Source organism: Nocardioides sp., from assembly GCF_051876515.1.
Classification (GTDB): domain Bacteria; phylum Actinomycetota; class Actinomycetes; order Propionibacteriales; family Nocardioidaceae; genus Nocardioides.
Window position 1 is genome coordinate 1 of sequence record NZ_JBJEHY010000162.1, and the last position, 8,694, is coordinate 8,694.

Below are 8,694 nucleotides of genomic sequence, written 5' to 3' on the forward strand. Positions count from 1 at the left end.
TGACCCGCGAGCACGTGCCCGAAGCTGTGCCCCAGGTCCTCGTGCCGGTCGATCGCGAACCACACCGCCCGCGGGTCCGCCGCCAGCGCCGGCACCGCCGGGGCCTTCGACGTCACCACCGAGACCGTCAGCTCGCACACGTTGAGCTGGCCCGAGTGCAGCCCGTGCGCGGCCGCCCGGGTCGCCGGCGCCGCGTCGTCCAGCCACGAGACCGTCCGCGCCAGGTCCACCGACGACACCACCGCGTCCACGGTCAGCTGCGACCCGTCGGCCAACGTGACGAGCGCGCCGTCGCCGTCGCTGGCCAGACCGACCACCTCCGCGCCGGTACGCACGACCCCGCCCGCCGCCTCGAGCGCCGAGACCAGCGCGTCGGCCAGGGCCCGCGACCCGCCCACCGGCCGCGCCGGCCGCGAGCCGTGGCTGCCGGGCAGCAGGAACGCGAACATCCCTGACCCGGGCGCCCACACCGGCACCTGCGCGTGCGAGGCGTACAACCCGAGCGCCGAGCGCAGGTACGGGTCGACCAGCCGCGTCTCCAGCACCGTCTGCGCCGAGGAGGTCAGCGTGCGGAACAGCGCGTCCCCGCCACGCAACGTCGACAGCGCCGCGGCCACCTGGGTCATCGTCGGCGGCGTCGCGAACGCGTCCAGCATCCCGAAGAGCGTGCCCGCCGTCTCGGCGAGCTCGGCGTACGCACCGGCGTCCGACCCCAGCCCGTCCGACCGCAGACCGGCGAGCGTGGTCCCGAGGTCGGCGTGGAAGAGCCGCTGCGTGCCGTCGCCGAAGGTGAACCCCGCGAGCAGCGGGTGGTCCTCGTACGTCAGACCGACCTCGGCCAGACCGAGGCCCTCGGCGACGTCGCGGACCCCGCCGTGCTCCCACGCGCCGCGCTCCACGAGCACGCCGTCGGCCGTGGTCTGCGTCCACAGGCAGCCGCCGGCCTCCTCGCCGCGCTCCAGGACCGTCACGTCAGCGCCGGCGCGGGCCAGCCGTACGGCCGCCACCAGCGCGTTGTGCCCGCCGCCGACGACCGCGACCGTACGAGCCACGCCGCTCACCGCACCACCGAGTGTCCGGCCGCGACCAGACCCGAGTCGTGCCCGATGCGGCGTACCAGGGGACGGCAGCGTTCGACCTGCGCGGCCTCGTCGACCGTGGTGCACGCGTGGTCGGCGACCACCTGCACGCCGTCGACCCACACGTCACGCACCGACCGCGGCGAGGCGCCGTACACGACCTGGCTGACCGGGTCGTGCAGCACCGACACGTCCACGGTGTCCTGCAGCAGCACCAGGTCGGCCCGCTTGCCGGGCTCGATCGAGCCGACCAGGTGGTCCAGCCCGAGCGCCCGGGCGCCGTCGATGGTCGCCATCGTCAACGCGTCGAGCGCGTCGAGGACCAGCGGGTCGAGGTGGTGCACCTTCTGCAGCAGCGCCGCCGCCTTCACCGCGCCCAGCATGTCCTGGGAGTCGTTGGAGGCGGCCCCGTCCGTTCCGATCCCCACCGGTACGCCCGCCGCCCGCAGCCGCGGCACCGGGCAGACGCCGGAGCCGAGGATCATGTTGGCGACTGGCGAGTGCGCGACGGCCACGCCCTTGCGGACCAGGGTCGCGATGTCGGTCTCGGTCAGCCAGATGCCGTGCCCGGCGACCACCGGGGCGTCGAGCAGACCGATTGCCTCGGCGTGCTCGACCGTACGGCGACCCCACCGGTGCCGGGCCTCGGTGACCTCCTCGCGGACCTCCGCCAGGTGCGTGTGCACCGCCCATCCGTGCTCGCGGCACAGCTCGACGCCACGCTCCAGCAGCGCGTCGGTCTGGCCCAGCAGCGTGCCGAAGCCGAGGCGGAACTCCACCAGGTCGGCGTCCGCGGCGTGCCCGGCCAGGGCCAGGTGCTCGGCGACCACGTCGGCCACGATCGCCTCAGCCTCCGCCGACCCCGGCTCCGCGAGCCCGGTGTCCTCCGCGCCGTACGAGACGACGCCGCGCAGGCCCGCGCGGACCAGCCCGTCGACCACGCCGAGGCTGGCCAGCGAGCCGTGGTGGGTGTGGCAGAACATGTCGTTGACGGTGGTGACGCCGCTCAGCAGCATCTCGACCGCCCGCAGCGCGGTGCCCTCGGCGGCGTCCTCGCGGGTCAGCACGTTGCCCAGCGGGCCCACGATGCGCTCGCCCCACTCGAACAGGCTCAGCTCCGAGCCCATCCCGGTGGCCAGCGACTCCGACAGGTGCGTGTGGGTGGAGACCAGGCCCGGCAACACGATGCCGGTGCCGTCGCCGTGGACGGGCAGGTCCGGGTGCTCGGCGGCCAGGTCGGCGTACGACGCCACCGCGACGACCGCCCCGTCGGCCACGTGCACCGCGCCGTCCACGACGACACCGTGCAGCTGCGCGACGGGCGTACGGTCGCGCTCGGTCGGTCCGGGCAGGCCCGCCATCGTCAGGACGTACGCCCCGCGCAGCAGGAACTCCCCCCTCATGCCAGCTCCGCCAGCACGGTGCGCAGGGTCGCGACGAAGTGGTCGACCTGCTCGTCGGTGATGACCAGCGGCGGCATGATCCGGATCGTCCCGGACTGGTTGAGCACCGAGCCGGCCAGCACGCCCAGCTCCTGCAGGCGGCCCACGACCGGGTTGGCGTCGACGGAGAGCTCGACGGCCAGCCACAGGCCGCGCCCGCGGACGTCGACCAGCAGCGTCGGGAACTCGGTCGCCAGGCCCTCGAGCCCGGCGCGCAGGTACGCCCCCACCTCGCGGGTGTGCTCCAGCAGGCCGTCGGCGAGCAGGTCGAACGCGGCGATGCCGGCCGCGCACGAGACCGGGTTGCCACCCATCGTGGTGAGGTGGCTCAGCGGCGGGTTCGTGAACGTGTCGAAGACGTGGCTGCGGGCCAGGACCGCGCCCAGCGGCAGTCCGCCGCCGACCGCCTTGGCCATCGTGATGATGTCGGGCTGCACGCCGAAGTGCTGGTGCGCGAACCACTCGCCCGAGCGGCCCATGCCGCCCTGCACCTCGTCGACGATGAGCATTGCGCCGGCCTCGTCGCACAGGCGGCGCAGCCCCGGCAGGAACTCCTCCGAGGGCACCCGGATGCCGCCCTCGCCCTGGATCGGCTCCACGATCACCGCGGCCGTCCGGTCGTCGATGGCGGCCGCGGCGGCCTCCAGGTCGTCGTACGGCACGAACTCGACCTCGCCGAGCAGCGGCTCGAACGGCTTGCGCCACTCCTCGCGCCAGCTCACCGACAGAGCGCCGAGCGTACGGCCGTGGTAGCTGCGCTCGAACGCGACGAACTTGGGGCGGCCGGTGTGCTTGCGGGCCAGCTTGAGCGCGCACTCGGTGGACTCGGCGCCCGAGGAGGTCAGGTACGCCATGTCGAGGTCGCCGGCGACCGAGGTGAGGCGCTCGACGAGCTCGACCTGCTCGGGGACGACGAAGCGGCCGTACACGTTGACGTGGGCGTACGTCGCGACCTGCGCCTGGATGGCGGCGGTGACCGCGGGGTGGCAGTGGCCGACGTTGGCGACGCCGATGCCGGAGGTCATGTCGAGGTACTCGCGGCCGTCGGCGGTCCACACCGAGCAGCCCTCGGCGCGGGAGACGACGAACTCCTTGCGGCCCGGGACGGTCTGGGAGAGGCGGGAGACGAAGCGGTCGCGGTACGCCTCGGCCTCCGCCGCGCTCATCGTCGGCCCGGAAGTCGTGGGCTCGACAGTCGTGGGCCCGGCGGTCGTCGCGGGGGAGGCGGGAGATGCAGTGGTGGTCATGGTCGTACTCCGGGTCAGCAGGAAGAGGGGAGAGGGTGGGACGGCACCGGAGCCACGCCGGCGGGGCGGATCCCGCGGACGGCGGTGAACTTCGTACGGGTCAGCTCGTCGAGGCTCCAGCCGATGCCCTCGCGGCCGGCGCCGGCCAGGGCGACGCCGCCGAACGGCACCACCGGGGGCCGGTAGTTGTTGGTGCCGTTGACGACGACGCCACCGAAGTCGAGGCGCGCGGCCATCGCCAGCGCGGTCGGGACGTCGGCGCTGAACACGGCCGCGGTCAGGCGGAGCGTGGTGTCGTTGGCCAGCGCGACGGCGTCCTCGTCGGACTCGTACGCGTGCACCGGCCACACGGGGCCGAAGATCTCGTCGTCGTGCATGACGTCCGCGGAGGCCGGGACGCCGGCGAGCACCGTCGGCGCGAAGAACGCCCCGTCCGGCGGCGAGCCGAGCACGCGCCGCGCGCCCTGGCTGACCGCGTGCTGCACTTGCGCCTCCACCCGGGCGGCGGCACCGGCGTCGATGAGGTGGCCCAGACGGGCTCCCTCGGCGAGCGGGTCGGTGGGCTTGACATCGGCCAGCGCCGCGACCAGCCGCTCGGTCAGCTCGGCGGCGACCGAGGCGTGCACGAGGACCCGCTTGGTGGCGGCGCACGCCTGACCGTTCATCAGCAGCCGGCCGCGCAGGCACTCGGCGACCACGTGGTCCAGGTCGGCGTCGGCGCGCACGATCGCGGCCCCGTTGCCGCCCAGCTCCAGGTGCAGCGGACGCAGCGTCGTCGCGGTCGCGGCGGCCACGGCCTGGCCGGCGGCCACCGAACCCGTCAGCGACACCGCGTCCACGCCGTCGGCGGCGGCCAGCGCGGCCGAGGCGGGCAGGTCGGCGTACACCTGCTGGACGACGCCGACTGGCAGGTGGCGGGCCAGCACGTCGAGGACGGCGGAGGTGGTCAGCGGGTTCTGCGGCGGCAGCTTCACCACGACCGTGTTGCCGGCCGCCAGCGCGGCGGCCGCCTTCTCCATGGTCAGCTCGACGGGGAAGTTGAACGGGATCACGGCGACCACGACACCGAGCGGCACCCGCTCGACCAGCGTCAGGTCCTGCTCGCCCCCGGGCAGCGAACCGGTCGGTGCCAGCTCGCCGGCCTGCAGGCGGCCGAGGTCGGCGTTGCGGCGCAGCAGGTTGACCGCCCCCAGCACCTCGTGGTGCGCCTGCGGCGCGATCTTGCCGGACTCCCGGGAGTGCAGGACGGCCAGGTCGTCGACCATCGTGGCCAGCTCGTCGGCGGCGGCGTGCAGCAGCGCGGCCCGCTGGTACGGCGCCGCGGCCGCCCACAACGGCTGGGCCTCACGGGCGGCGGCGACGATGCCGGGAACCGCGTCGGGCTCGACGACGGTGACCTCACCGAGCGCGGCACCGTCGACGGTGGAGATGGTGCGGGCGCTCATCGGGCCGCCCCGACGCCCTGGGCGACCTCGTCGATCCGGGCCACCAGCGCCGCGGTCAGCTCCGGCAGGCCGAGCGGGGTGTCGTTGCCGTCGCCGCGGGCGAAGACGGCGTTGGCCGCGCCCGGCGTGCTCTTGCGGCCCTCGCGGGCCAGACGGTCCGGCAGCGCCGCGCGGGCGGCGTCGGTCTGGGCGCGGGTCGGCAGGATCTCCACCGCGCCCGGCAGCGCGTCCAGCACACCACGCAGCGGCAGCGGACCGTCGGGGCCGCGGCGGCTCGACGGCAGACCGTCACCGGGACGGAACGCGGTGTCGGCCAGGAAGCTGCGGTGCGTCAGGCCGGGCGACACCCAGCCGAGGACGTGGTCGTAGCGGCCCCCCACACGGTCCAGGACGGAGACGATCACGTCCGCCATCGCGTTGTGCATCTCGACGTACGCGGCCCGCTCGCCCGGGCCCCACGCCCAGGTGCCGTCGGCGCGCTCGGTGGCGGTGCAGTCGTCGCGCTCGGGGGAGACCGACGTGCCACGCCCCGCGAAGAGGCCCGGGTCGTCGTACGAGGTCGCCGGCGACTGCTCGCCGCGGTGGTACATCGTGTGCTCGTACGGCACCAGGCCCATCGGCTCGGAGATCACGAACCGGTCCAGGACGACGCCGTCGCGCACCAGCGGCGCGTACGCCAGGACGTCGGGGTTCTCGCCCTCGTCGAGGACGGAGGTGAGCTCGGCCGGACCGTCGTACGGCCGCGACGGCTGCCAGCCCGCGGCCAGCAGCGCGCCGTTGACCGCGCGGTGCTCCCGGCTCGTGAAGTACGGCTTGTACTTCGTGCACGGCACCAGCAGGGCGATCCGCCCGGCGTCCGCGCCGGGGACCTCGGTCGGCTCCCACCCGGTGGTGACGAAGGACAGCCACTCCTGCACCCGCGGGTGCTCCAGCGCGGCCACGTTGGTCTGGGGGGAGTAGAAGCACATCGTCGGGTCGAGCTGGAACGGGTCGCGGATCTTGCGCTCGGACGAGGCCAGACGGGCGGAGGGGTGCAGGTCGGCGGCGGTGGGGGACATGCGGTGGATCCTTCGGTGGCAGGTTCTCGCTCCAGGACGGAGCAAGGGGAGGCCCGCCCGGCACGGGGGTTGCCGGGCGGGCCAGCTCTCAGTCGAGTCCGATCTCGGGATCGATGAACTCGTTGGTCATGACGCTCTCGGGCGTCACGCCCTCCATGTCGGCCTCGGTGTACTCGTCGACGATGTCGATCAGGGTCTGCACGCGCTCAGCCTCGAAGGAGCCGATCGCGCCGTCGACGCCGTTGGCGACGATGCCCAGGTCGAGGGCCTTCTGGTGGGCGTACTCGCCGCCCTCGAGGGTGTAGACCCAGCCGGTGTCGTACTCCTCGACCAGCTCGATGATCAGGTCGTTCGTCGCGCTGGGGTCGTTGGCGTAGTCGACGTGGGCCTGCTGCAGCACCGGCACCAGCTTCTCCAGGCAGTCGGCCTGCGCCTCCACGTCGGCCTCACGCACGGAGATCGCCTGGAAGTACTCCGGGTAGCCGGCGTCGGCGACCATCTGGCCGGCGACCGGGCGGCCCCACTCGGCGATCTCGTGCTCGTACATGAACGGCTCGGCGGTGATGAAGCCCGCCTCGGCGAGCTTGCCCTTGGCCGCGACGAAGGTGGCGGGCTTGGGGGCGTCCGAGCGGTCCAGCTGCTTCTCGTCCAGCACGCCCTCGCCGACCAGGTAGTCGATCCAGGTCTCCGGGAGGCTGCCCACGTTGACCGTGGCGCCGGCCTCCTTGAGGTCCGCGATCCCCTTCACGTCCGGGTACGTCTCGGGATCCCAGTAGATGGCGTACGGGCTCTTGTTCATGGTGGCCATCACGGCGGTGACGGGGGTGTCGGCCTGGGCGACGACCTGGTCGCCGATGCGGCCGTAGCCGAGCAGGATGTCGCGGTCCTGGTAGAGCATCGACTGGGCCGACTGGTAGCCGACGGTGGCGCCACCGTTGCGGATCTCGATGGTGACGCCGGTCTTCTCGCCGCCCGACATCAGCGGCCCCGAGACCAGCTTCGCGTCGGCGTCGATCGTGTACTCGTCACCGAGCAGCTGGAACATCCCGCCGTGCTCGGCCTCCGGCTCCCAGTCGGACTGGAAGACGACGGTCTCGGGGCAGGCCGCGCTGAGGATGCCCTCGCCGGCGTCGTGGGCGGACTCCTCCTCGCCGCCGCAGGCCGTCAGGGCCAGCGAGGCGATCAGGAGGCTCGAGCCCAGGGCGAGCGGGCGCTTGGCAGAGCGGAACCGGGGACGTGCGTGCATGGACGTTCCTTTCCAGGGGTGCGGGAAGCAGCCGGCCGGGGTGTCCGGGCCGGATCGAGGTGGGACGGATCGGGTGCTGCAGGGGGCGGGAGCTACTTCGCGCCCCAGGCAACCGACCAGGAACCCACCATCCGGCGACCGAGCGCGCCGAAGAACCAGAAGACGGCCAGGCCGAGCAGGCAGGTCACCAGCACGGTGGCCAGCAGCTCCGCGGACTGCAGCCGCGAGGAGTACCGCTGCATCAGCAGCCCCAGCCCGATGGCGCCCCGTCCGAAGAAGAGGTCACCGACCGTGGCGCCGACCACCGACAGGCCGGCGGCGACCTGGAGGCCGACGAAGATGTCGGGCAGGGCTGCGGGGATCTGCAGCCGCAGCAGCCGGCCGAACGAGGAGACGCCCGACAGGGTGAACAGGTCGTGCAGGCCGCGGTCGGCGCCGAGCAGACCCTGCAGCGGGTTGATGATCAGCGGGAAGAGGCTGATGATCACGCAGACCAGCACCCGGGCGAACATCTCGTACCCGAACCAGAAGCCGATCAGCGGCACGATCGCCAGGATCGGCACCGTCTGCAGGAACACCGCCCACGGGTACAGCGAGCGCTCCACCCAGCGGGCCTGCGACATCGCGACGGCGGCGGCGAGCCCCAGCACGAGGGAGACGCCGAGCCCGAAGAGGGCCGTCTTGGTCGTCACCCACGTCGCGGCGAGGATGTCGGAGCGGATCTCCGGGACCAGCAGCGCGTCGCTGAGCAGCTCGTGCGGCGGCGGCAGCAGGAACGCCTCGGTCTCGTCGAGGACGGAGCCGGAGACGACGTACCAGACCCCCACCACGAGCAGCAGGACGGCGAGCGGCGGCAGCACGGTGCCGGCCGTCGTACGGAGCCTGGTCATGAGGCGGCCTCCAGAGCCTTGGCCACGCGACCGGCAAGGTCGGCGAACTCGGACGTGTAGCGCAGGTCGAGGCTGCGCGGGAACTCGAACGGGATCTCGAACTCGTCGACGATCCGGCCCGGACGGGCCGACATCACCACGACGCGGGTGGAGAGGAAGACCGCCTCCTCCACCGAGTGGGTGACGAACAGGCCGGCGAAGTTGCGGGAGAGGAAGAGGTCCATCAGGACCAGCTGGAGGCGACCGCGGGTGATCTCGTCGAGGGCGCCGAACGGCTCGTCGAAGAG

At 73.3% G+C, this 8,694-nt stretch carries 7 protein-coding genes and 1 pseudogene; all 8 read right to left on the reverse strand.

Features of this window, described 5'->3' with window-relative positions:
- Positions 1-1,061: phytoene desaturase family protein (locus tag ACI379_RS12190; protein WP_439792360.1), on the reverse strand; the 1,061-nt coding region annotated here is incomplete at its 3' end.
- Positions 1,058-2,482 (reverse strand): amidohydrolase family protein, encoded by a 1,425-nt coding sequence (locus tag ACI379_RS12195; RefSeq protein ID WP_439792361.1) that lies wholly within the window; start codon positions 2,480-2,482, stop codon positions 1,058-1,060. The genes ACI379_RS12190 and ACI379_RS12195, both read right to left, overlap by 4 nt.
- Positions 2,479-3,768, reverse strand: coding sequence for an aspartate aminotransferase family protein (locus ACI379_RS12200; RefSeq protein WP_439792362.1), 1,290 nt, complete (start codon positions 3,766-3,768; stop codon positions 2,479-2,481). Before ACI379_RS12200 ends, ACI379_RS12195 begins: the two co-directional genes overlap by 4 nt.
- A 14-nt stretch (positions 3,769-3,782) precedes the next feature.
- Positions 3,783-5,213, reverse strand: coding sequence for an aldehyde dehydrogenase family protein (locus ACI379_RS12205; protein WP_439792363.1), 1,431 nt, complete (start codon positions 5,211-5,213; stop codon positions 3,783-3,785).
- Positions 5,210-6,271, reverse strand: coding sequence for a hypothetical protein (locus tag ACI379_RS12210; protein ID WP_439792364.1), 1,062 nt, complete (start codon positions 6,269-6,271; stop codon positions 5,210-5,212). The genes ACI379_RS12205 and ACI379_RS12210 overlap by 4 nt, the downstream gene beginning before the upstream one ends.
- 88 nt (positions 6,272-6,359) lie before the next feature.
- A complete protein-coding gene (locus ACI379_RS12215) occupies positions 6,360-7,517 on the reverse strand; it encodes an ABC transporter substrate-binding protein (RefSeq protein ID WP_439792365.1) in 1,158 nt (385 codons plus the stop codon).
- Between the two features lie 92 nt (positions 7,518-7,609).
- Entirely contained in the window at positions 7,610-8,407 is a 798-nt protein-coding gene (locus ACI379_RS12220; protein WP_439792366.1) for an ABC transporter permease, read from the reverse strand.
- Positions 8,404-8,694: pseudogene (locus ACI379_RS12225) on the reverse strand (ABC transporter ATP-binding protein); the annotation flags it as partial. The pseudogene ACI379_RS12225 and the gene ACI379_RS12220, both read right to left, overlap by 4 nt.